The sequence below is a fragment of the Rhizobium sp. P1_C7 genome (assembly GCF_056406295.1).
The window spans coordinates 44,545-65,809 of record NZ_JBFUAL010000013.1 but is presented as its reverse complement, the minus strand read 5'-3'; the positions used below and the strand labels follow the sequence as shown (position 1 = coordinate 65,809).

Annotated in this window: 19 protein-coding genes; 6 read left to right on the top strand and 13 right to left on the bottom strand. The window is 58.8% G+C overall.

Going from position 1 to position 21,265, the window contains the following annotated elements:
• Positions 1-166: 166 nt before the first annotated feature.
• Together AC1D2R_RS20505 and AC1D2R_RS20500 are read right to left on the bottom strand one after the other, a co-directional pair.
• Positions 167-1,675, bottom strand: coding sequence for an O-antigen translocase (locus AC1D2R_RS20505; protein ID WP_477969880.1), 1,509 nt, complete (start codon positions 1,673-1,675; stop codon positions 167-169).
• Positions 1,676-1,826: 151 nt separating this feature from the next.
• Entirely contained in the window at positions 1,827-3,083 is a 1,257-nt protein-coding gene (locus tag AC1D2R_RS20500; protein ID WP_477969878.1) for a polysaccharide biosynthesis/export family protein, read from the bottom strand.
• Between the two features lie 514 nt (positions 3,084-3,597).
• Between AC1D2R_RS20500 and AC1D2R_RS20495 the strand changes: the two genes are divergently transcribed.
• The 3 genes from AC1D2R_RS20495 (at position 3,598) to AC1D2R_RS20485 (ending at position 7,227) form a co-directional block, all read left to right on the top strand.
• Positions 3,598-5,139 carry a GumC family protein gene (locus AC1D2R_RS20495; protein WP_477969876.1) on the top strand — a complete coding sequence of 514 codons (1,542 nt, stop codon included), beginning with the start codon at positions 3,598-3,600 and terminating at the stop codon, positions 5,137-5,139.
• Positions 5,140-5,194: 55 nt separating this feature from the next.
• The gene (locus tag AC1D2R_RS20490; protein WP_477969874.1) at positions 5,195-5,983 is read left to right on the top strand and encodes a CpsD/CapB family tyrosine-protein kinase; all 789 of its coding nucleotides are present in this window, start codon (positions 5,195-5,197) and stop codon (positions 5,981-5,983) included.
• Positions 5,984-6,045: 62 nt separating this feature from the next.
• Complete coding sequence (locus AC1D2R_RS20485) at positions 6,046-7,227, top strand: hypothetical protein (RefSeq protein WP_477969872.1); 1,182 nt, start codon at positions 6,046-6,048, stop codon at positions 7,225-7,227.
• Between the two features lie 60 nt (positions 7,228-7,287).
• On the opposite strand, the gene AC1D2R_RS20480 is transcribed toward AC1D2R_RS20485, so the two are convergent.
• The 9 genes from AC1D2R_RS20480 to AC1D2R_RS20440 all read right to left on the bottom strand — a co-directional run bounded on the left by AC1D2R_RS20480 (position 7,288) and on the right by AC1D2R_RS20440 (position 15,917).
• Positions 7,288-7,791, bottom strand: a complete 504-nt coding sequence (locus AC1D2R_RS20480) for a hypothetical protein (protein ID WP_477969871.1) — start codon at positions 7,789-7,791, stop codon at positions 7,288-7,290.
• Between the two features lie 95 nt (positions 7,792-7,886).
• A complete protein-coding gene (locus tag AC1D2R_RS20475; protein ID WP_477969869.1) occupies positions 7,887-8,654 on the bottom strand; it encodes a fumarylacetoacetate hydrolase family protein in 768 nt (255 codons plus the stop codon).
• Between the two features lie 81 nt (positions 8,655-8,735).
• Positions 8,736-10,118, bottom strand: coding sequence for an FGGY-family carbohydrate kinase (locus tag AC1D2R_RS20470; RefSeq protein WP_477969867.1), 1,383 nt, complete (start codon positions 10,116-10,118; stop codon positions 8,736-8,738).
• Entirely contained in the window at positions 10,115-10,435 is a 321-nt protein-coding gene (gene rhaM, locus AC1D2R_RS20465; protein WP_477969865.1) for an L-rhamnose mutarotase, read from the bottom strand. The genes AC1D2R_RS20470 and rhaM overlap by 4 nt, the downstream gene beginning before the upstream one ends.
• Entirely contained in the window at positions 10,432-11,445 is a 1,014-nt protein-coding gene (locus AC1D2R_RS20460; protein ID WP_477969863.1) for an ABC transporter permease, read from the bottom strand. Before AC1D2R_RS20460 ends, rhaM begins: the two co-directional genes overlap by 4 nt.
• Entirely contained in the window at positions 11,442-12,443 is a 1,002-nt protein-coding gene (locus AC1D2R_RS20455; RefSeq protein WP_477969861.1) for an ABC transporter permease, read from the bottom strand. Before AC1D2R_RS20455 ends, AC1D2R_RS20460 begins: the two co-directional genes overlap by 4 nt.
• A gap of 10 nt (positions 12,444-12,453) precedes the next feature.
• A complete protein-coding gene (locus tag AC1D2R_RS20450; RefSeq protein ID WP_477969859.1) occupies positions 12,454-13,989 on the bottom strand; it encodes a sugar ABC transporter ATP-binding protein in 1,536 nt (511 codons plus the stop codon).
• A 71-nt stretch (positions 13,990-14,060) separates the two neighbouring features.
• A complete protein-coding gene (rhaS, locus tag AC1D2R_RS20445) occupies positions 14,061-15,056 on the bottom strand; it encodes a rhamnose ABC transporter substrate-binding protein (RefSeq protein ID WP_477969857.1) in 996 nt (331 codons plus the stop codon).
• A 51-nt stretch (positions 15,057-15,107) separates the two neighbouring features.
• On the bottom strand, positions 15,108-15,917 hold the full coding sequence (locus tag AC1D2R_RS20440) for a DeoR/GlpR family DNA-binding transcription regulator (protein ID WP_477969855.1): 810 nt from the start codon (positions 15,915-15,917) through the stop codon (positions 15,108-15,110).
• Positions 15,918-16,115: 198 nt separating this feature from the next.
• Between AC1D2R_RS20440 and AC1D2R_RS20435 the strand changes: the two genes are divergently transcribed.
• Positions 16,116-18,212, top strand: a complete 2,097-nt coding sequence (locus tag AC1D2R_RS20435; RefSeq protein WP_477969853.1) for a bifunctional rhamnulose-1-phosphate aldolase/short-chain dehydrogenase — start codon at positions 16,116-16,118, stop codon at positions 18,210-18,212.
• Between the two features lie 3 nt (positions 18,213-18,215).
• Here the strand turns inward: AC1D2R_RS20435 and AC1D2R_RS20430 are convergent, their stop codons facing one another.
• On the bottom strand, positions 18,216-18,374 hold the full coding sequence (locus AC1D2R_RS20430; protein WP_477970030.1) for a YqaE/Pmp3 family membrane protein: 159 nt from the start codon (positions 18,372-18,374) through the stop codon (positions 18,216-18,218).
• Positions 18,375-18,455: 81 nt separating this feature from the next.
• On the opposite strand from AC1D2R_RS20430, the gene rhaI reads away from it, so the two are divergent.
• Positions 18,456-19,748 (top strand): L-rhamnose catabolism isomerase, encoded by a 1,293-nt coding sequence (gene rhaI, locus AC1D2R_RS20425; RefSeq protein ID WP_477969851.1) that lies wholly within the window; start codon positions 18,456-18,458, stop codon positions 19,746-19,748.
• Positions 19,749-19,805: 57 nt separating this feature from the next.
• Here the strand turns inward: rhaI and AC1D2R_RS20420 are convergent, their stop codons facing one another.
• A complete protein-coding gene (locus AC1D2R_RS20420; protein ID WP_477969849.1) occupies positions 19,806-20,264 on the bottom strand; it encodes a carboxymuconolactone decarboxylase family protein in 459 nt (152 codons plus the stop codon).
• A 112-nt stretch (positions 20,265-20,376) separates the two neighbouring features.
• Here AC1D2R_RS20420 and AC1D2R_RS20415 point away from each other — a divergent pair, with 112 nt between their 5' ends.
• Entirely contained in the window at positions 20,377-21,252 is an 876-nt protein-coding gene (locus AC1D2R_RS20415; RefSeq protein ID WP_477969847.1) for a sigma-70 family RNA polymerase sigma factor, read from the top strand.
• Positions 21,253-21,265: the final 13 nt, after the last annotated feature.

Below are 21,265 nucleotides of genomic sequence, written 5' to 3'. Positions count from 1 at the left end.
CGCGCCGGAGCCAGGCTAAAGCAAATATCCGATTTATCCTGTTCAACGATGATCGCCGGCGAGAGGCCAGCACTCATGGTCGCATCGCTGAAGGATGTTCGTGAGCGTGTTGTTACAGCCGCGATCGAGAGTGTCCATCACCTGTGAAAGCGGCGTCTCACAATGTTTAGGCTGATCGAAAGAATTTGGTGAGAATCGCTGCCGGAAAGGCGCCAGGTGCCAGTAGGCCGGCCAGCATCTTCAGGGAATAGAGGCCCGTTCCTACAGTCGCCACCGAACCGAGCACTGTTGCCTGCCAGAATGGCAGAAACTGGAACGCCAAGAAGGCTAGTCCCGACAGGGGGAGGTATAGGAGAATGAGGCTCCTGTTGGCTGGAGACCAGCGGAACCCCGTGTAGCGCCGCGCGATCCAGTAGATCAGAACGCTATGCCAGACGTAGAGGCCAAAGAACGCGATCGCTGCACCAATGGTTCCGAATATCGAGACAAGCAGCCAGGCTAACCCAACGTGCACGATCGCCGCAGCCACCTCCGTCCAGAAGAAGATTTTCTTGGCCCCCTTCGCGAGCACAATGTAGCCGATCGGCCAGGCGATGATACGGAGCATCATTCCGAGGCAAATCCAGCGTAGAAGGTCGACGGCACCAAAGAACGCGGGTGAGTAGAAAACCTGCATCACCAACGGCGCCAGGGTAAGGGTCGCAAGAAGCCCCGGACCTGCAAGCAAGACACTTACCTCCGTTTGCTCGTTGACCAGGCGGTTGCACTCTGCGTTGTCGTTCGCAACGCCAGTCAGGCGTGGGTAGAAATCGGTGCCCATGGCCTGAAGGATAAAGCCTGCATAGAGCCCTCCCAGCGACCACGCCGACTGATACAAGCCGGCCGCCGCGATCCCTGCATCATCCGAGACGATAATGCGGATAGCGTAAGCGCTTCCGAACGTTAGAAACCCACTGACCATGAAGATGAAGCCGAGCTTGAACAGACCCGCTGCTTCCGTGTGCAATTGCCTGAGCGACAGGCGATACGGACTGATTTTAACCTTTCGACTGTACCACCAGGAGGTCAACAAGGTCGCCAACGCCACACACACGAGTGATGCAACGATCCCTCGCGCGCCGAAGAAGTAAATGACCGGTATGCTAATCGCTGTACTAAAGAACGCTCCAAGCACGTTGATGCGGGCAAGGGCAGCAATATCCCTCATACCCTGCAGAAGGGCTCCTTGCCCTCCCGCCATGACCTGAAAGGCGACCACCATTGAGAGAAGCATGATTGCCGAAGCGTGTTCGTCGTCGCCAAATGTGAGCCTTGCGATGGGTACCGCAAAAGCCGCCATCAAAAGTGTTCCCAATAGTCCGAGACCCACCGAAATACGCCGCAAGGCGGTCGCCGTTCGAGCGATCCTCTCGGCGTCGTTGCTTCCTGCTGCCTCTGCGATCTGACGCACGCCGCTGGCATTGACTCCAAGCCCTGCCAGTGTATGGGCGATGTCCGTCGTTGCGCTGAAAAGGCCTATCAAGCCGACGCCCTCGGGGCCTAGCAAGAGTGCCATTGCTTTGTTTCGGATGATCGAGAAGCCGACATTGACGATTGAAGATCCACCGATGAGAATCGTAGACTTGAGGATGTGAATGTGGCTTTGGCCGCCAGCAGATTTTGATGGAAGGGACATCAATCCGCGCCGACCTCGAGTTTTGCGCGGCTACCCCTCGCTGCGACAGCACTGAAGCAGGGTCCGGCTTGAATACCCCGGCGATTGTCTCCGAACGAGTGGCATTGGCCACTTGTGGCGATTGCTGTGCGGCAGGGGCACTTCCCACAGATCATTGGCTGGCCCGCTCCTTGTCCAGCGCCGCAAGCGGCGAAGTCTGGCCGAGCGGCATGAAGCTGTTGCTGCCCTTCAGTGTGACTTTCACGACATCTCCAGGCAGCAAAGCAGTTGTCTCCGATGCATCGATCTGGGTCACACCGTCATTGTCGCGTCTAACCACCGTAAACGACACCACCGGTTTTTCGTTTTGACCAGGCGAGCCTGCCACCGCAGACAAATTGTCCATCAGTAGCTTCTGGCTGGTTTCCCTCTTGACCTTGAGCTGAACAAGCGTAGCGCGTTCAGCCTGCAACTCGGAAGCGACTTCCGTTTGTCGTTCATCGTAGAGAGCCTGGAGATCCCGTGTTGTCTGGCTGATGCTCTGCCGCGCGCGCATAATGGCCGTCGTTATATCCAGTCGATCGTCTTGATAGCTTCTGAGCGCGCGCTCCACTTCGGCCTGGCGTGTGGCGACAAGTGCGCCCTTTGCAACCAGTGCGGTCGTGCTGTCGACTTGTTCCTGCACCGATTTAATGTTGGCATCCGTACTCTTGGTCTTCTCGTCGAGCACGTGTATCTCTTCCGTAAGAAGATCACGAAGCTCGAGCAGCGACTTGGATTTGCGTCCCAGCGCGTTGTTGCGCGCTGCTAATATGACCTGTTCCTGTCCATAGACAGCCGCCGCGAACTGATCGTCTTTGTTCGACAGCTTGCTAAAGTCGACATCCTTAGCACCCGACATTTCGGCCTGGAGGCGCTCGATCCTGGCACTGCTTCGGAGAATCGAATCGTCCAGTTCTTTCAAGTCTCCGATCAGTCTTGTGATGTCCAGGGAGCTCTGGAAAACGCCTGTGGGGCGGATTTCGCCTCCGCTCATCGCCAAGGCTTGAAGAACGGTAAGCGCTGCGTTGAACCTGTATTCCCCCGGCTTGTTGACGTCCCCGACAACGTAAATCGGCGCGTAGTCTAAAACCTCGACTGTTGCTGTCGGGGCCTCAACCAGTCCGATCTTTTCTTTGAGGCGCTTCGCGATGTCGGCAGCAAGCCCGGTATCGTCAAGATCGCCGACTGGGATGCTTCCCAAGACAGGCAAGGAGATGGTTCCTGCTTCGGAAACAGCGAATTCGCCTCCGATTGATCCCCACTGCTCGTAGGTGCCTTTGGTCGGCATCCATTGGACGACCGTCAGCTTGATTTTTGTACGGGGAGGAAGAGGAGCAGCATCGGCAGCACCTGCTATCATCGCTGCCCCGATGGCGATCAATCCCACCCACCCTCTATGCAAGGTTTGCCGACGGGCACATATTGAAACGCGCATGTACTTCTCCAGCTTACCGATACACTCGACGATGGACTGGCTTAAATTTACTATTTAGACAGTATATCCGGAAAACATTTAAAGAATTTCCTGAGATGTCAAACCGGACTTCTACGCGTCGACAACGTATTATTCAATACTGGTATTTATGAAGCAAGCGCGCCGGTATTACCGAATAATGATGAGGCGAGGCGCGAGTGTCTCCGATTGCCGAAGGCTGGCCACAACGCGCAGGATGACTGTTCTTCTTATGAATGAAAATGCAAGCAAAATCCTGCTCCTAGCAGCCACGACCTCTTTCACTGGGTTAAGTGGATGCGCGCGCCGCAAAATTGTACTTAGCCAAAGGTACTAGAACCTTTGGCGCCAGTTCCACTATCGATGAACTTCCCCAATTTCCCGAACTCAATATAGATGGATTCGTATAGACCCGCTTTTAGGGCTTTTAAGTTCGGGTAATCGCGTAATGGGTATTGTTGATCTCAATTTCTACTTCTCAATTCTTCTGCGGAGGTTGTCGTCCGTGGTAGCGATTGTATGCCTTTGCGTAGCTGCTGCCATAGGCGTCGCGCTGCTTATGCCGCGCGAATATCAGTCCGCAGCAAAGATCCTTGTTGAGGCACCCCAGATTTCAGCCGAGTTGGTACGATCGACGGTATCCACAAGCTCATTGCAGCAGTTTCAGATCATTCAGCAGCAGATAACAACGCGCGAGAACCTTGAGATGCTGGCAGAGAAGCTCGACATCTACAGCGGCGTGGATGACAAACCGTCGGGGGATGACCTAATCAAGGACATGCAGTCCCGAATAAGCTTCAAGGAACTGCCGCTGAGTAAGGACGGTGTTGCGACTGCAACGGTCTTCAACGTTGCGTTCGACGCCGAAACACCTGTGATGGCTGCCAAGGGGGCTAATGAACTCGCTACGTTGATCCTGACGAGCAACCAGCGCCAGCGCACCGACCGGGCCGGCGATACGCTCCAGCTCTTCAATGACGAGGTGAAGCGGCTCGATATGGAGCTGAGCAGGATCGAGGCGGAGCTCCTTAAATTCAAGAACGAGCACAAGGATACACTTCCGGAGAGCCTTGGCTTTCGCCGTCAACAGCAGAGCAGCCAGCAAGAGCGGCTAATATCGCTGCAGCGCGAGGAGGCCGACCTTCGGGCGAGACGCAGTATGCTCGTTGAGAGCTATCGCGCCACGGGTCAGTATGCCAACGCACCAGTTAGCCCTGAGCAGCAAATGCTTCAGGACCTCAATAGGGCGCTGGCCGATCAGCTGTCTATCTTCTCTGAATCAAGTCCGAATATTATCGCGCTCCGTGCCCGAATAGCCTCGTTGCGCAACAAGGACCTGGCGAAGGACGATCACACTGCTGAAAAGACGGCGTCGACCGGATTTGATCTACAGTTGTCAGATATCACCGAGCGCCTCGAGGCCATAGCGCGGGAACGATCGGCTCTGACGACCAGCATCGCCCAGCTTACCGAGTCGGTCAGCACCACGCCCACAACTGAAATTCAGCTGAACGCGATCGAGCGGACAGTCGCAAACATTCAGACCCAGTACAACACCGCCATCGCAAGACGCGCGGAAGCCTCTCTTGGAAATCAAATCGAGGTGCGATCAGACGGCGGACGATTTTCGTTGCTGGAACCTGCTACTCCTCCGGAGACCGCTCTGCGATCGCGCCGTCGCCTGATTGTTGCAGCGGGCATGGCGGCCGGAATTGCGCTGGCGCTGGCCTATGTCGCACTCATGGAAATGCTCAACAAAACCATTCGCAGGCCGTCCGAGCTCACCCAGATGCTGCAACGTCAGCCATTGGCGGTTATACCCTTTATCGTGGGACCATCGGAGGCACGTGGCGGCCAGTTCGGGCGAGGGCTTATTGCTGCGTTATCCGCCGCCGTGATTCCGGCCTCGCTGCTGGTCATTCACTATTGCTTCATGCCCTTGGGAGTCGCCGTCCAGAAGCTGTTATCCGGCTTCGGCAAGACTGGTTAGGATCACCTCCGTGAAGACTCGCGTACCTCAATAAAGAACGATCGAGGCATAGGCTATGGAACATACCGTCGTATCAACGCTGAGCTCGCTTTCGTCGAAGGACAAAGATCGTAGGCTCGTATCTCACCCGGAGGACGTGAGTGAAATGGCATGGAATGAGTTGCCCCGGCTCAAGCTCGATCCGATTGCAATAGCACGAAACCGTATCGTGACGGCAACTCGCTCGCACACAGCACATGTCGCGTTCGATATGATGCGGACAAGGTTGCTGCAGAGCCTTAGACAGAACAATTGGACATCAGTTGCCATCACCTCGCCGACCCCCGGATGCGGGAAAACATTCACCGCCCTGAACCTTGCATTCAGTCTTGCCAACCAGCAGGACTGCCGAACCCTCCTGCTCGATCTCGATATGAAGCGGCCTCAAGTCGGCAAGACGCTCGGCGTAAAAAACGCCGGTTCAATGGAGAGCTTCCTGAGGGGCGAGGCCGAAGTCCGAAACCTCTTTATGCGCCACGGAGACAATCTTGCAATCGCAGCGAACAGCACTCCAGCACAGTTCTCTGCGGAACTTCTGCAAAGTGCAACCTCTGCCTCAGCCCTTGAGGACATGCGACACAAGATGAACCCGGACATCATACTGTACGATCTGCCACCCATGCTCTCTACCGATGATGCATTGGCGTTCCTGCCGAATGTGGATTGCGTGATACTGGTTGCGGCGGCCGAGCACACAACACTCAGCGAGGTGGACGTTTGCGAACAAAGTCTTGCGGAAAAGTCCAACGTGCTGGGAGTCGTCTTGAACAAGTGCCAGTTCAGTGCGGAGAAGTATGGCTACTGACGTTCCCGCGGGTTTTCCCGACCATCCACCCCCCCAACTCGACTTCCAAGTGAGGTACAATCATGGTTCACGCAAGTCGGCGCAGCGTCCTCACATTCACACTTCTATTGCCGATCGCAAATGTCGCACTGGCGATGGGCAAAAAAGGATGGGCGAGTGCTGATGAGCGACCTCTTCATCCTGGACCGAACTTCTTCGTAAAGGGAGTCTATCAGCAGCCCCTAGAAAAAATGGCTGATTGGAAGGGCCGCGGCGTAAACACCATCTTTACAATGAATAGTGGTGGCGATCTTAGCCAATGGACCAACGAGGCGATGAAGCACGGCTTGTATGTCGTCCGGGAGCCCGCGGGGATCGACCGCAACTACAATCTCACCGATCGAACCGCATTTGAGCACGACGTCGCAAACCCGTCCCTCCTGGCGGTAGCTTTGGTGGATGAACCATCAAACCTGAGGCCCGGTGGCACAGGTATTACCTATCAAGATGTTGCAGTACCCCCAGAGCAGCTTGATATTGTTGCGCATGCGCTGTCGGCGGGGGGAAAGCCGCTGTGGATTAATCATGTCGGCAATCACATCAACAACATCTACCTCGAGAAAATCATGTCGGACTATGCCGATAGTGCAGATATTGATTGGCTTGGCCAGGACTGCTATCCGATTTCCTCAGGCACGGATCTGGTCATTGACCTGGATAACTACGCGTCAACGCCACAAGGGCACGCCATCGACCGCCTGTCGCGCTGGAGTGGGGGCAGGCCGCAGTTTTCGTTTGTCGCGCTAACGCAGTACGACGCGTCGCAAGGTCGCAAGACCACACCCGAAGAGTTCCGGGTGCAGGTCTGGTCATCGATCATCCACGGCGCGGTCGGCATTATCTACTTCACGTTCAAATTTTCGCCTGAGTTTTCATACGACGCGACACCGGACGACTTGCTGATGGAACTAAAGCAGTTTCATTCTCAGATCGACGAGATCGATCATGTCCTGGTGGATAAAATCAAGGGCGGGCGACGTCCGGCGGTTGTCCTGCCGTCCGTGCGCGACGGCGAAAATGCCGGCATGCCTTACCCCTTTGAAGCATGCTCCACTCAAACCGATGGCGGCGAGTATAAGATTATCCTCAATCTTGCAAATGAGCCCGCCAAGTTGACATACGAACCATGGGGACTCTCCAACGTTACCTTTGCACCGTATCAGTGCAAGCGCGGCTACGCCGCGACTGACTTTGACCAGAGCTAGTGTCCGTCTCTATCTTTAGACAAAGTCCTGACAGGCTATAGCATTCTGGGCGTCGAGCTCCTATTGCCTGCGTAAAGTGATTTCGCTGGTCACGACCTGTTGGCCGGATTCAGGATCCCTGTCCACAGTCCTGATGCGTATGGAATTATCGCCGACGCGCTGGATCGTCATGTTGGCACTGCGATCGCCGTTGATCAGTTTGGACCACCGGACGGCAAGATTGATAGCATCACCACTGCGCCCACCGCTGAGGTTCGAAACGCCACCGGACGGGCCAATGTAGCGACCCGCATATTGGTTGCCGGTCGCCGTCAGCTGTGCCGAAACCTCGCGCTGCAGAACGATCATCCCGCGGCAGATGCCGGTCATCGAGAATGCTTCCCCGTCTGACTTCGAATGAAAGTTGCAATCGAGATTTATGGGGGAAGAACTGGTAGTCCGCTTCATCATTCCGCCGCCGGCCCATTCGCCGGCAAGCGACTTCAGAAAGGGCGCTTCGGTTGCGCCTGCATTGCTCGCGCCAACAAGGAATGCTGCAACCGCAGTCGCGTAGAAGCTCCTCATGACGTCCTCCAGATGGCGCATCCGCTAGAAATGCATCACGCAGCACAAAGTTCCCGCAGAACCAGAAGATTGCGTACGAATGAGCGCCTGGTTCCTCAGGCGACGGTGACGCTGAGACGAACCTCGCCATTGAGCACAATCTCTATCGTGCCAGGGGAAGTCAGCTCGATTGCACCGCAAAGCGTACCGGTAGTGATCAGCGCACCGCCTTTCAGCGACGTGTGAGGACGCAGCCTGTCATTGGCGTAATCCTGCAACCAGACCAGCACGTCTCCCTTCGGATGCTGCGCGGGGCCATCGAAGATCGGCTGACCATTGAACGTCACGCTGAGTGGTGTGTTCGTGATGGTGTCGACTACGGTCTTCGGTACGACCGGGCCGAGTACGTAGCCCCTGTTGCCTAGCCGGTCGGCCAGAAAGAGCAGAAAGGAAACCTTGCCGCTTTCAACGACGCTGCTCGCCAGCAGTTCTGCGCCAAGGTGAACCTCGGAAATCGCGTCGGCGATGTCGGCGCGTGTATAGCTGCCGTCAATGCGCACCGGCAGATCCCTGCCAAGACGCACGGCCACTTCCGCCTCGAACCTGATGCCCGGCCTCCAGGCAATCGTCGCACCCGACGATGCTTCAACAAAAGGATTGAGTGGTGCAGTCACAGGTTGTCCCTCGGGCGACACCGCCACTTTCCACGCATGCGTGGAGATCCGCTCTTCTGCCACCAGAAAATTCTGCGCATCCATCGCGTCCTGCAGCGTCGCTGGCAATGCGAAGTCGGCCGTCGGCGCCGTCTTGCCAGCCTTCTGGAGACTGTGAAGACGTGCTGCAAGAGCCCGCGGATCGAAATCCTTGGCGGAAGAAGCTGCCATGTCGTATTTTCCTCACCTGATCTGAAAGCGCCACACTATCGCCATTCGTAAATGGGGCAAAGACCGGATCGGGGAAGACTGCTATGCCATCCCCACATACCAACGATCACGATAATCCCGAAGGCCGGCGACGTCAGAAGGCGCGAAGTGCCTCTCGGCGCCATGCACGGGACTGATGCCGGCCAAAAGTGCCGCACCGGCGCTCGTACCTGTCGAACCCGGGACGGCGATCACGTCGCGGCCGGTCAATGCAGAGAGAACGCCGAGGTAGGTTTCATTCACGGAGAACGGCCCTTCGACGATGATCGGTCCCTTGGCCCCGATCAGATCGAGACAGGCTTCCGTCATCAGCGCCAGATAGAGGCAGGCGGCAGCGTGGCGCTCTTCGGAACTTGCATTCTCGGCATTGATCCAGCGTCTCACCCTGCCCGGAAACGGGCCGGACCCCGGCGTCACGTTGGGAAGCAGCATCATGCCCTTTTCGATCACCGGCGCGATGGCGGCAGTCGCCTGATCCTTCGGTACAGGGCCGATCTCGGCGGACAGGATTTCAAACTCGCGCCCGCCCATGAAGCGGGATGAGGGCACGGTGCGCCCATAGGCATCAACATTGGCAAGCGTATCGCGCGTCGGATCAAGATGATCGAGATTGCCGCCAACGCCGAAATTGATCACCCAGGTACCGGTCGAGACGACGGCGAAGGGCGCCTCCCGGTTGACCAGGTGGGGCAATAGTGACGCGTTGGAATCGTGGATGCCGCAATAGACCGGTACGGAGGCGGCAACGCCGATCTCGGCAGCGATCGCGGGCAACAGCGGACCGAGAGCGTCGAAGGCCGAGCGTATCGGTGCCATCAACCCGCGAATGTCGAGCCTGTCGACGAGGCCCGAATATACGGACCCCCGGGGATTCCACAGATCGGTGTGGCAGCCAAGCGATGTCAGCTCATTGGCCGTAACACCGGTCAGCCGCGCCGCCCAGAATTGCGGATAGGTGACGATCGTCGCGACCTTGGCGAACAGTTCGGGGAAAACAGTCTGCTGGTAGTGCAACTGTGCGCCAATGTTCAGCCCCATCGACTGACGCGGCGAGTAGGTCTCCTCAAAGGACGGGCGCAGAGCGGTGTAGGCATCGATGATCGACTGCGGGTATTCGTGTTCGTAGTCCAGCACCGGCATGGCCAGCGCACCGCTTGCGTCAAGCAATGCGGCGGACGCGCCATGGGTGGTGATCGAGATGGCATCAAAGCCGGGCGATGCGGCAAAACGCTTGAATGCAGCGATCGTGAAGTCCCATAGTGCATCGATATCGTAATGCGGATAGGGACCAGACCTGAGGACGGTGTTCGGCGTCTTGACGACGGCGACTTCCGCGCCGGTCGCACCGTCGAGCACAACAACCTTGGCGTTTGTCTTGCCGATGTCGAGCACGGCAATGCGGGTATGCGTAGGCTGCGATGTCATGGCATATGGAAGACGGTAACGAGGTCGCTCTGGACGGGAGACTTGTCCGGGTTTGTCGCCATGACGTCGGCCATATACGCCCACCACTTCTTCATGACAGGATGTTCCGGCAAGCTGGCCATGGTGTTGTCGGCGGTCCGCGTCAGCACGCCGAACAACGTGTTCGTTTCAGGATCCAGATGGATCGAGTAGTCGCTGGCGCCGGACTGGCGCAGGAGATCGACCAGTTCAGGCCAGATCTCATCGTGCCGCTTTTTGTATTCGGCTTCCATGCCTTGATTGAGCTTCATCTTGAAGGCGTGTTTTTCGACAGTCATTTGGCGCTCATGGCTTTGATGCGGCGGGCGATGATCGGGATCGCGATGGTGATGATCAAAAGCAGGCCGATGAAGATCGACATGACGATGCCCGGGACGTTCAATAGTCCGAGACCGAAGGTGACGAGGCCCATCACGAAGGCGGCGATGACCACACCGCCGATCTTGCCGGAGCCGCCGAGGATCGACACGCCGCCGAGCACCACCATGGTGACGACTTCGAGTTCCCACCCTTGAGCGATGGACGGACGTGTAGAGCCGAGACGCGAGGTCAGGCAGACGGCGGCGATACCGCTCATCGCTCCGGTCAGCATGAAGAGAATGAACTTCACGCGCTCGACCGGGATGCCGGAGAACCGGGCAGCAAAATCATTGTTGCCGATCGTGTAGACTTGGCGCCCGAAATTGGTGGCGTGAAGCAGGATCGCAAAAAGAACTGCCAGCACGATGAACAGCACGAATTCGAAAGAAAAGACCCAGACGACATAACCCTGACCGAAGAACGCGAAGTCCTCTGGATAGCCGCCATAGGCCTGGTCGCCGAGCACGATGTAGGAGATGCCGCGGAACAGGCTCATCGTCCCGATCGTGACGACAATCGACGGAAGCTTCAGCACGGATACGAGGAAGCCGTTGAACATGCCGCAGAGAAGGCCGACACCGATCCCGATGGCGACGAGGCCCGGAGCTCCGACGCCGACCTGGGCGGCCGCGCCCATCGCCGTGGAGGCGAGTGCGATGATAGCCGCGACCGATAGATCGATTTCCCCTGCAATGACGAGCAGCGCCATGGCAAAGGCGATCATCGCCTTTTCGGTGAAGTTGAAGGTCGCATCCGACAGGTTCCAGGCGTCGAGGAAATAGGGCGACGCAAAGGAATTGAAGATGAAGATGACGACGGCGACGCCGAAGAGCAGGACTTCCCAGCTCGACATGATGCGCTTGAACGGCGTGCCAAGACGATCCGGGATGACGCGCTTTTCGCTCGGAGTGGAAACGACGGTGCTCATGCGGCCACCTCTGCTGGGGTCTCGGAAGCGGCCTTGTCGCGCAGGATGATGCGGCCACGATTGCGCTCACGCCTTGCGTTGAAGACGACGGCGAGAATGATGACGGTGCCGGAGATCGCCATCTGGGTAAATGGCGAGATACCGATCACCGGAAGAGCATTCTTGATAACGCCGAGGAACAGTGCACCGAGGACGGTGCCGATGACCGAGCCGACGCCGCCGGCAATCGAGATGCCGCCGATCACGCAGGCCGCGACGCTGTCGAGTTCGAAGCCGTTGGCAATATCCACGTAGGCGACAGCGTAACGCGAAACCCAGAGATAGCTCGCAAGACCGGCGAGCGCGCCCGACAGGACAAACGCCAGGAACTTTGTCCAGCCGACATCGACGCCGGCATAGACGGCAGCTGTGGGATTGCCGCCAGCCGCATAGGTCGCGCGGCCGAACTGGGTGTGCTTCAAAAGCACATATATCAGCGCGACAATGATGATTGCGGCCCAGCTGAGCACTGGCATGCCGAGGACGACGGTGCGCGGGACGTTGAGAAACGTTGGCGTCATCTGGTGTGCATTGACCCATTCGCCGCCCGACAGCACAAAGGCCATGCCGCGGTAGATGGTGAGCGTGCCGAGCGTGACCACGATCGGCGGGATCTCCAGCGCCCAGACCAGGAAGCCGTTGATTGCGCCGAGAAAGGCGCCGATCAGGACGGCAGCGATGATCAGAAGGAAGAGCGGCAGGTCTGGATAGTGCGCGTTCAACATCGCAATCGCCATGCCGGTAAATGCAAGGTTTGCCGCAACCGAAAGATCGATCGATTTCGTCAGGATGACCGTCATCTGCGCCAGCGCAAGGATGATCAGGATCGACGTATCGTTGAAGATGCCGGCGAGGTTTCCAGGCGTTGCGAAGCCCTGGGCGCGCGTCGAGAAGACCGCGATCATCACCGCGATGATGATGAACAGCAGAGTTTCGCGTTTTTTCAGGAGTCTGGACATCAGGGATACCTCAAGCATTGCCGGTTGCAGCACGAACCAGCGTTTCCGGCGTCAGTGTCTCGCGCTCGAAAAGACCGGCGGAAAGTCCCTCCTTCATCACCAGCACCCGGTCCGACATGCCGATGATCTCAGGCAGTTCGGAGGAGATCATGATGATCGAGAGACCCTCGGCGGCAAGCTCGCTGATGAAGCCGTGGACCGCGGCCTTGGAGCCGATATCGATGCCCTTGGTCGGTTCATCGAGAATGATGACCTTCGGCATCGTTGCCAGCCACTTTCCGATGACTACCTTCTGCTGGTTGCCGCCCGAAAGCGTGCCAACAGGAACCGACAGGGCTGCGGCGCGCAGATCGAGCCGCTCGGCATACTTGCGGGCAAGTGCGAACTCGTTGGCGGCCTTCAGAAAGCCCTTGCGCGACGTGCGCCCAAGCGACGGCAGTGTCATGTTCTGGTAGATCGGCATCGGAAGCGCCAGGCCGTGGCGGCCTCTCTCTTCCGGCACGTAGACGATACCGGCACGGATCGCGTCGAGCGGCGATCTGATGGCGATGTCCTTGCCGTCCAGCATCAGCCTTCCCGAGAGCGGTTTGGTGATGCCGAAAAGGGATTGGCAGAGCTCGGAGCGACCGGCGCCGATCAGGCCGTAGATGCCCAGGATCTCGCCTTTGCGCAGCGTCAGGGAGATGTCGCGGAATTCGGTCTGGTGACAGTATTTCTCCACCTGAAGGACCGGCGCACCAATTGCAACGTCGACTTTCGGGAAGGCGTTCTCGACGTCGCGGCCGACCATCATGCGGACGATCTCGTCCTGCGGTGTTGACTTGAGCTTGCCGTGACCGACGGCGCGGCCGTCACGGAAGACCACGAAGTTGTCGGCGATTTCGTAGAGCTCGTCAAACTTGTGGCTGATGAACAGGATCGCCTTGCCCTGCGCCTTCAGCCCCTCGACGATACGGAAGAGGTCGTCGATTTCCTTGCGCGAAAGGGCGGCAGTCGGTTCGTCCATGATGACGATGCGGGCCTCGATCGAAAGCGCGCGGGAAATCGCCACGAGGTGGCGCTGCGCAATCGAGAGGTCCTTCAGGCGGATCGTCGGGTCGATGTTGCTTTCAAGCGATGTCAGCAGTGACTTGGCACGGCTGTTCATCAGCTTCCAGTCGATGGTGCGGAATTTGGTACGCGGGGCATGACCCAGAAAGATGTTCTCGGCAACCGTCAGCTCATCGAAGAGCACAGTCTCCTGATGGATCGCGGTCACGCCGGCGTCGATTGCCGTTTGAGCATTGGAGAACGTCGTCGGCTTGCCGTCAACGATGATCTCACCCTCGTTCGGGCGGTAGATACCGGTCAGGATTTTGACCAGCGTCGATTTGCCTGCACCGTTTTCGCCGATCAGCGCGGTGACTTTTCCCGGATAGAGAGAGATGCTGACGTTGTCGAGCGCCTTCACGCCGGGGAAGATCTGCGAAATGCCGCGCATTTCCAGAATGGCGGGCGCGTCGTCGGCATGGATGCCCGCGACGGGTTGTTGAAGGGCAGTGTTCATCAGCGTTTACCAGTGTTCAGTGGGAATTCCCGGCGGCTTGAACCGCCGGGTTTTGCTTGGATGAGCGAGGCTCAGAACACCTTCGAGAACTGGTCGATGTTCGAAGCGTTGTAGACGAAGGGGTCGGACATGGCGGCTTCGCCCTTGTCGTCGATCTTGATCTTGCCCATGCGGCCAGCTTCGATTTCGGTGCCCGGCTTGCCGGTCGCGTCACCCTTTACGAGGTGGTAGGCGATCTGCGTTGCGGAGTAGCCGAGATCGATCGGGTTCCAGATGGCGAATTCCTTCGTCGCGCCGGACTTGATCGCACCGGCCATTTCGGACGGCAGGCCGAGACCCGTTACGTAGACCTTGCCGACGAGGCCCTTGTCCTCAACAACCTTGGAAGCAGCCAGAACGCCGACGGTCGTCGGAGCGACGATGACCTTGACGTTCGGGTTCGACTTCAGGAGGCCTTCGGCTTCACGATAGGACTTGTCCGAAAGGTCGTCGCCGTAAACCGTCGTGACGAGGTTCAGACCTGGGAAATCCTTGAGCTGCTTCTTCATCTGATCGATCCAGATGTTCTGGTTCGTCGAGGTCGTCGTTGCCGACAGGATGGCGAAGTCGCCCTTGCCGCCTTCGAGATGGTCCTTGGCGAGCGTCAGGCACATCTTGCCGATCAGTTCGTTGGACGACGGGTTGAGCTGCAGGATGCGACCATCCTTGTTGACGCCGGAATCCCAGGAAATGACCTTGATGCCGCGCTGCTTGGCCTTCTTCAGAGCCGGGATGACGGCATCAGGGTCGTTGGCAGAGATGGCGATGGCGTCAACGCCCTGGGCGATCAGCGAGTTGATGACTTCGATCTGGCCCTCGGCCGTCGTCGAGGTCGGACCCGTGTAGATCACTTCCACGCCGCCGAGTTCCTTGGCAGCTTCCTGTGCGCCCTTGTTGGCGGCTTCAAAGAAGCCATTGCCGAGAGACTTCACGACCAGGCCGATCTTGATGTCCTTGGCGCTGGCGGCGCCTGCCATCAAGGCGACGGCAAACGCGACGCCTACTGCCAGTGTCCTTGCGAGTTTCATTGTATCATCCTCCCACGTTGATATGACTTGACTACATCCTGCCGGCGCCACTCAAGCGACCGACGAGGAATCCTCCTTAGCTTGCGAGACCGTGCTCGCAACCACGAGCTTGATGCCCGCATCTTCGATCATCCGGACGGAATCCTCAGGGATCCCATCGTCCGTGATGATTGTCGAAACGCGGTCGAGCGGGCAAAGAATGAGGCTCGACCGGCGGTGGAACTTGCTGGAATCGACCATGACGACCAGTTCGTCGGCCTGATGCATCAGCTTCTGTTCGCTTTGAATGATCTGAGCGTCGGCCTCCATGATGCCGAGCGGACCGACGCCCTGCGCGCCGATGAAGAAGCGGCGGGCGTAGAAATTGCGGATCGCGTCATTGTCGAAGGGCGACAGGATCAGGCTCTGCTCGCGATAGATCACACCACCAGGAACCGTCACCGTATTCTTGGAGTGCTTGACCAGGTGCTCGGCGATGGCGAACGAATTTGTCATCACCTGCATGCGGTGCGCGGCCATGAAATGCACCATCTGGAAGGTGGTCGTTCCGCCATTGATGATGATCGCATCGCCCGGATCGCAAAGATCCACCGCCGCACGCGCGATTGATCGTTTCTTGTCGATATTGACGGATTCTGAAACCCGGAACGGACGGCCTGCGAGATTGCCGAGCTGCGGCGGATGCACTGCTTCCGCCCCGCCGCGGACACGCCGGATCTTTCCCTGCACATGAAGGGCCGCGATGTCACGCCGGATCGTCGCCTCGGAAGCCTCTGTCAATTCGGAAATATCCTGAATCGTGACGACAGACTTTTCCTGAACGGCGCTCAATATGATGCGATGACGTTCGCGTTCGTGCATGGGGTTCCTCCTAGCTTGCTTATTTCGCAGTTGTGGCAATGTGTCAATCAAAAACGATCAAGAAACTTCATATTGCGCTGCACAATAATCGAATTTGATCGTTTTCGATTGACAATGTGCGTTTCGATGAGCGATACCGTCATCGCAAAGGGGCGCAATCCGTTCGCGCTTCCAAGAAATTCTACATGGGAGGATGACATGGCGGCAACCGTCCGGCTTCTGGATAATCGTTGGGACGATTCTTACGCAGCAGGCCTCGATGAGCCTGGAAAACTGCTCTACCGCTCGAATCTGCTGGGTGCGGACAAGCGCATCACCAACTACGGCGGCGGCAACACCTCCGCAAAGGTTATGGAGACCGATCCGCTGAACGGCGAAAAGGTCAAGGTCCTCTGGGTCAAGGGTTCGGGCGGCGATGTCGGCACGATCAAGCTCGACGGCTTTGCGACGCTCTACCAGGACAAGCTCGATTCGCTGAAGGCCATCTACAAGGGTGTCGAAGACGAGGACCGCATGGTCGGTTTCCTCCCGCACTGCACCTATAACCTCAACAGCCGCGCAGCGTCGATCGATACGCCACTGCATGGTTTCGTGCCCTTCACCCATGTCGATCACATGCATCCCGACGCGATTATTGCGATTGCTGCCTCGAAAAATTCCAAGGAATTGACCCAGCAGATCTTCGGCGCCGATATCGGCTGGCTGCCGTGGCGCCGTCCGGGCTTCCAGCTCGGCCTCGATCTCGCAGCCTTCGTCAAGGCAAACCCCGATGCAAAGGGCGTCGTGCTCGAAAGCCACGGTCTCTTCACCTGGGCGAACGATGCCAAGGCCTGCTACGAACTGACGCTCGATATCATCAACAAGGCGATCATCTGGTTTGCGCAAAAGACCGAAGGCAAGACGATCTTCGGTGGCGCCGTCAAGCAGAGTCTGCCCGCTTCCGAGCGCCGCGCGATCGCTGCTCGTCTGATGCCTGAGATCCGCGGCCGCATCGGCAAGGCGGAGCGCAAGCTCGGTCACTTCGACGACCAGGACGCCGTTCTCGAATTCGTCAATTCCAAGGACCTGCAGCCGCTTGGCGCGCTCGGCACCAGCTGCCCAGACCACTTCCTGCGTACCAAGATTCGCCCTCTGATCGTCGATTTCGACCCGGCCAAGCCCGATGTCGATGCCATCGTCGCCGGTCTGGACAAGGCGCTCGAGGACTACCGCGCCGACTACGCCCGCTACTACAACGACTGCAAGCACGCCAACTCGCCCGCCATGCGCGACGCGAACCCGGTCATCTTCCTCGTTCCAGGCGTCGGCATGCTGTCGTTTGCCCGCGACAAGGCGACCGCCCGTATCGCCAGCGAGTTCTACGTCAACGCCATCAACGTCATGCGTGGTGCCTCGACCGTTTCAACCTACCAGGGTCTGCCTGAACAGGAAGCATTCGACATCGAATACTGGCTGCTCGAGGAAGCCAAGCTCCAGCGCATGCCGAAGCCGAAGAGCCTTGCCGGCAAGGTCGCGCTCGTCACCGGCGGTGCCGGCGGCATCGGTCGCGCAACGGCAGCCCGCCTGATCAGCGAGGGTGCGTGCGTGGTTCTGGCCGATATCGACCAGGATGCGCTCAACGGCACCCAACAGGATTTCGCAAAGCAGTTCGGCGCCGACGCCGTTCGCAGCGTCAAGCTCGACGTCACCAAGGAAGACGCGGTGATTTCGTCCTTCGCGGAAGCCTGCGTCGAATTCGGCGGTGTCGATATCCTTGTTTCGAACGCCGGTATTGCCTCCTCGGCTCCGATCGAAAGCACCGAGCTTTCGATGTGGAACAAGAACATGGACATTCTCGCAACTGGCTACTTCCTCGTGTCGCGCGAAGCGTTCCGGTTGTTCCGCAAGCAGAACCTTGGCGGTAACGTCGTGTTCGTCGCCTCCAAGAACGGCCTGGCCTCCTCGCCGAACGCAGCTGCCTATTGCACGGCAAAGGCTGCCGAAATCCATCTCGCCCGTTGCCTGGCGCTCGAAGGCGCAGAAGCAGGCATTCGCGTCAACACCGTCAATCCGGACGCCGTCCTTCGCGGTTCGAAAATCTGGAGCGGCGAGTGGCGCGAGCAGCGTGCGGCATCGTCCAAGATCGAGATCAACGAGCTGGAAGAGCATTACCGAAAGCGCTCCATGCTGAAGCTCAACGTCTTTCCAGAAGACATTGCCGAAGCGATCTACTTCCTGGCATCCGACCTTTCGGCGAAGTCCACCGGCAACATCATCAACGTCGATGCCGGCAACGCGCAGAGCTTCCCGCGCTGATATCTACCTCCGGAGGATCACCCATATCGCGTGGATGATCCCCGGAACGTAACCGCACAGCGTCAGCAATATATTGAGCCAGAACTGCAGGCCGAGGCCGACCTGCAGAAATACGCCGAGAGGCGGCAGGATGACTGCGAGAAGAATTCGTACGATGTCCATGGCCGCCTCGTTCATGATTAGCATTCCATGCATGAGAACGCGGACAGGAGCCGTTGGTTCGTTGCGTCAAGGGAGGATATGATGGCCGAGTTCAGAATCGCGCAGGATCTGATTGCGCAGGAAAACGACAAGCGCGCGTCCGCGCTCAAATCCGATTACGAAGCGCTTGGCGCCAGCCTGTCGCGCCGCGGCGTCGATATCGAGGCGATTACCCGCAGAGTGTCGGAATTCTTCGTTGCTGTTCCCTCCTGGGGCGTCGGCACCGGCGGAACCCGCTTTGCCCGCTTCCCTGGCACCGGCGAACCGCGCGGCATCTTCGACAAGCTGGACGATTGCTCCGTGATCAACGAGCTGACACGCGCAACCCCGAACGTCTCGCTGCATATTCCGTGGGATAAGACGGATGTTAAGGAGCTCAAGGCGAAAGGCGATTCGCTCGGCCTCGGCTTCGACGCGATGAACTCCAATACCTTCTCCGATGCACCGGGCCAGGCGCACTCCTACAAGTACGGCTCGCTTAGCCACACCGACGCGGCGACGCGCGCACAGGCCGTCGAACACAACATCGAATGCATCGAGATCGGCAAGGCGATCGGCTCCAAGGCGCTGACCGTCTGGGTCGGCGACGGCTCGAACTTCCCTGGCCAGAGCAATTTCACCAGGGCGTTTGAACGTTATCTTGCAGCCATGGGCGACATCTACAAGGCTCTGCCTGACGATTGGAAGCTGTTCTCCGAGCACAAGATGTACGAGCCGGCCTTCTATTCGACCGTCGTTCAGGACTGGGGCACGAACTACCTGATCGCCCAGACGCTTGGGCCCAAGGCCCACTGCCTGGTCGACCTCGGCCATCATGCCCCGAACACCAACATCGAAATGATCGTGGCCCGCCTGATCCAGTTCGGCAAGCTGGGCGGCTTCCACTTCAACGACTCAAAGTATGGCGATGATGACCTGGATGCCGGATCGATCGATCCTTACCGGTTGTTCCTGGTGTTCAACGAGCTGGTCGAGGCCGAGCAGCGCGGCGTCAACGACTTCAATCCTGCCCATATGATCGACCAGTCGCACAATGTGACCGATCCGATCGAAAGCCTCATCAACAGCGCCAACGAAATTCGCCGCGCCTACGCGCAGGCGCTGATCGTCGATCGCAAGGCTCTTGCCGGCTACCAGGATGAAAACGACGCACTGATGGCGACGGAGACGCTGAAACGCGCCTACCGAGCCGACGTCGAGCCGATCCTCGCCGAAGCCCGCCGCCGCGCAGGTGGTGCGATCGATCCGGTCGCGACCTATCGCGCCAGCGGCTACCGCAAGAAGGTGGCCGCGGAGCGTCCGGCTTCCGCAGCCGGTGGTGGCGGCATCATCTAGGCCTCCCAAGGTGCATCGGCCGGGCCGCTGCCGACACGGCAGCGGCCGGTCTGCGTTTTACGGCTTCCATTCGCCGGCGATCTGCCGCGTGGCGATGTTCAGCCTGTTCCAGACATTGATATTGGCAATGGCGAGGACGAGAGCGGCGAGGCTCCTTTCGTCGAAGTGCCGCGTCGCCTCGTCCCAGATCTCGTCCGGCACCGGATCGGGGCGATCGTTGACGCGGGTCACGGCTTCCGTCAATGCCAATGCTGAGCGCTCCGCGTCGGTGAAATAGGGTGTGTCGCGCCAGGCGCTGACCGCAAACAGCCGCTCGTCGGTTTCGCCTGCCTTCCTGGCAATGCGCGGGTGCCCGTCGATGCAGACGCTGCAGCCATTGATCTGGCTGGCGCGCAAATTGACCAGTTCCAGAAGGATCGGCGAGAGTCCCGTCTTGGCCGGTACGCCGCCCAACGCGGTCAACGCCTGCATGGCCTCGGGAATGACGAGGGCCGGATTGCCCATTCTTGCTTGCATCATGTGTCTCCTTGCGGTGTTTTCCAAAGTGACGCCGCCGGCAGTGCTCTGTCACACCCGCCGGTTTTCGTTCGTCATTGCGTTGACGGATCAGGTTGGAGGAATGTGACGGATGAGCGAGAAAGATTGGCTGGCCGGGGAATTCGAGGAAAAGAGGGCGCATCTGGCGGCTGTCGCCTACCGCATGCTGGGATCGCGTGCGGAGGCCGATGACGCCGTGCAGGAGGCATGGCTGCGGCTCGGCCGCTCCGGTGTCGCTGACATCGACAATATCGGCGGCTGGCTGACCACCGTCGTCGCGCGCATCTGCCTGGACATGCTAAGGTCGAGGAAGAGCCGGCGCGAGGAGCCGCTCGACCTCCCTGTTCATGGCAGCATTGCCGACACCACAAGAACCGCCGATCCGGAGCACGAGTTTGCCCTTGCCGACTCGGTCGGCGTGGCGCTGCTCGTCGTGCTTCAGACGCTGGCGCCGGCCGAGCGCGTCGCCTTCGTTTTGCACGACATGTTCGATCTGCCCTTTGACGACATCGCGCCGATCATTCATCGGTCCTCCGCCGCGACCCGGCAACTCGCCAGCCGGGCGCGACGCAGGGTCCAGGGCAAGCGCGAGGTGCCGGCAGCCGAGCTCACCCAAAAGCGCAAGGTCGTAAATGCCTTTCTGGCGGCCTCGCGCACCGGCGATCTTCAGGCGCTGCTTGCCGTGCTCGATCCGCAGGTCGTCTTCACCCCGGACGCAACCGCCATGCGCCTGGGGGCAGCCGCAGTGCTTCGGGGCGCGCCGGCTGTGGCTGAGACGTTCAAGGGCAGAGCGCAGGCCGCCCGGCTGGCACTCGTGGACGGCGAGTTCGGGCTTGTCGTTTGGATCGACGGGATGCTGCGTGTTGTGCTGCTGCTGGCATTTGCCGACAACCAGATTTCGGCGATCGATGCCGTCGCCGATCCCGAGCACCTGGGCGGGATGAATTACGTGTACCTCGAGGAGTGATCCATTTCCCTTG

Coding starts and splice junctions, on each gene's coding strand:
- AC1D2R_RS20505 (WP_477969880.1), bottom strand. CDS start 1,675: ATGTCCCTTCCATCAAAATCTGCTGGCGGCCAAAGCCACATTCACATC.
- AC1D2R_RS20495 (WP_477969876.1), top strand. CDS start 3,598: ATGGGTATTGTTGATCTCAATTTCTACTTCTCAATTCTTCTGCGGAGG.
- AC1D2R_RS20490 (WP_477969874.1), top strand. CDS start 5,195: ATGGAACATACCGTCGTATCAACGCTGAGCTCGCTTTCGTCGAAGGAC.
- AC1D2R_RS20485 (WP_477969872.1), top strand. CDS start 6,046: ATGGTTCACGCAAGTCGGCGCAGCGTCCTCACATTCACACTTCTATTG.
- AC1D2R_RS20480 (WP_477969871.1), bottom strand. CDS start 7,791: ATGAGGAGCTTCTACGCGACTGCGGTTGCAGCATTCCTTGTTGGCGCG.
- AC1D2R_RS20475 (WP_477969869.1), bottom strand. CDS start 8,654: ATGGCAGCTTCTTCCGCCAAGGATTTCGATCCGCGGGCTCTTGCAGCA.
- AC1D2R_RS20470 (WP_477969867.1), bottom strand. CDS start 10,118: ATGACATCGCAGCCTACGCATACCCGCATTGCCGTGCTCGACATCGGC.
- rhaM (WP_477969865.1), bottom strand. CDS start 10,435: ATGACTGTCGAAAAACACGCCTTCAAGATGAAGCTCAATCAAGGCATG.
- AC1D2R_RS20460 (WP_477969863.1), bottom strand. CDS start 11,445: ATGAGCACCGTCGTTTCCACTCCGAGCGAAAAGCGCGTCATCCCGGAT.
- AC1D2R_RS20455 (WP_477969861.1), bottom strand. CDS start 12,443: ATGTCCAGACTCCTGAAAAAACGCGAAACTCTGCTGTTCATCATCATC.
- AC1D2R_RS20450 (WP_477969859.1), bottom strand. CDS start 13,989: ATGAACACTGCCCTTCAACAACCCGTCGCGGGCATCCATGCCGACGAC.
- rhaS (WP_477969857.1), bottom strand. CDS start 15,056: ATGAAACTCGCAAGGACACTGGCAGTAGGCGTCGCGTTTGCCGTCGCC.
- AC1D2R_RS20440 (WP_477969855.1), bottom strand. CDS start 15,917: ATGCACGAACGCGAACGTCATCGCATCATATTGAGCGCCGTTCAGGAA.
- AC1D2R_RS20435 (WP_477969853.1), top strand. CDS start 16,116: ATGGCGGCAACCGTCCGGCTTCTGGATAATCGTTGGGACGATTCTTAC.
- AC1D2R_RS20430 (WP_477970030.1), bottom strand. CDS start 18,374: ATGGACATCGTACGAATTCTTCTCGCAGTCATCCTGCCGCCTCTCGGC.
- rhaI (WP_477969851.1), top strand. CDS start 18,456: ATGGCCGAGTTCAGAATCGCGCAGGATCTGATTGCGCAGGAAAACGAC.
- AC1D2R_RS20420 (WP_477969849.1), bottom strand. CDS start 20,264: ATGCAAGCAAGAATGGGCAATCCGGCCCTCGTCATTCCCGAGGCCATG.
- AC1D2R_RS20415 (WP_477969847.1), top strand. CDS start 20,377: ATGAGCGAGAAAGATTGGCTGGCCGGGGAATTCGAGGAAAAGAGGGCG.